The organism is Kitasatospora sp. NPDC023118, assembly GCF_055560875.1.
Genome location: NZ_JBVHHW010000090.1, coordinates 1 through 1,584 on the forward strand (window position 1 = coordinate 1; position 1,584 = coordinate 1,584).

The 1,584-nt window shown below is 68.3% G+C and carries 1 protein-coding gene; it reads right to left on the reverse strand.

Annotated elements, in window-relative coordinates:
* On the reverse strand, positions 1-1,443 hold a 1,443-nt coding region (locus ACZ3UD_RS37685), incomplete at its 3' end, for an NF041680 family putative transposase (protein WP_465598630.1).
* Positions 1,444-1,584 lie beyond the last annotated feature (141 nt).

The window sequence follows — 1,584 nt, forward strand, 5'->3', positions numbered from 1 at the left end:
GGTGCTGGCCTGGGGTTTCTTCTTCGTTGATGGCTTCGCGGTGTCTGGTTTGCCGACCGTGTGGACGTCATGGCGAGGGGTCGGTTGGGAGTTCTTGCGGCCGGGCGGTCGTCCTGGGCCTGGCCGGGAGGGTTTCGGCACACCTGCGGGACAGGCGGCCTTCGGGCGGAGGTTCCGGAATCCCCGGCGGACGCGGGCAGGGGTCATGCGTTCGGGTGGTGCGGGCTTCTCCCATGGGCGACGGAGGTCGGCTGCGAGGGTCCGGGCGAGGCGGAGTTGGGTGTAGGCGGCCAGGATCAGCCAGGTCCAGCGGTCTGCAGCCTCGGGGGTGCGGATCTTCGGACAGGTCCAGCCGAGGGTCTGCTTGAACAGGCGGAACGTGTGCTCGATGTCGAAGCGGCGCAAGAACGCCTGCCAGAGTCGGTCGGTGTCCGCAGCGGTGGCATCCGTGCCGGACCACCACAGCCAGACCGGCTTCGGGATCGCCCCACTGGGCAGGTGTTCGACCTCCAGACGGATCACGGTGCCCTCGATCACCGGCAGGGTCCCCGCATCCACCGCCCATGCGGATCGGTGGGTCAGCCTGGGGTGTAGTCGGTCCCACGACCGGGCGGTCGCGGTGCCGTAGAAGCGCGTCTCGGCGACGGTCTGGGTGTCCGGGACGCCCCAGGTGGCCGGGTCTTTGAAGACGAACTCGCCGCCATGCCGTGGTGGGCGGCCCATGGTGCCCGGTAGCCGGGGCGGGCATGCCCTGCGCAGGACACGGTCCGAGCGCATCCGTCCCAGCACCTGGACGGGGAGGTCTCTTAGTAGGAAGGCGAGGCGGGGCACGTCGTATCCGGCGTCCGCGACGACGAGCACGTCCGGGTCATCGGGCTTCAACTGCCCGGCAGCGACGAGCCGTTGGATCAGCTCACGCAGTTGCTGGGCAGTCACCGCGGCACCGTCGTCCCCGGGTGCCAGCCGGCGGGCGTCCAGCGGCGCGGTCCACGAGCTGCGGCCGCTCTCCAGGACGGTGATGACCGAGTAGGGCCAGCCCGGGATGGGGATGTGCTGGTCCTTGCCCCGCCCGTAGGTGTGGCACAGGATCCGCTCCGGTGAGGTGTGGGCGTCCGGTCGTAGCCAACAGGTGACGTCGACAGCCAGCACGAGCCGGCCGTCGGCAGCGCGCGGCAGTGGCACCGCCGCCAGCGCCCGTCGCATTCGGTCAGCATCGATATGGCCACGGGCCAAAGCCGCGTAGAGCCCGCCGTGACCGCGAAGGTGCTCACCGACCAGTGACAGCTCCACCAGTGACCTGACCGGCCCATCGGCACACAGCACGGCATCGGCCAGTTCGAACAGCGCATCCTTGCGCTTGGTCAGGCAGGAGTAGAACTCGCCCCGGAAGCGTGACAGTTCGGCGAACCCGCCATGCTCGACGCGATGGTGCAGCAGACTCATCCCTACGGCCTTCGTCGTGATCGGTGCATTCCTTGGTCGGAGCACAGGATCAGACGAAGGCCGCTTCTACGTACGACAGTTACCGGAACGAGTGATCAAGTTCGACGGCCCGTTCGAGCTCGGTGGTTAAAGAACAAGCTA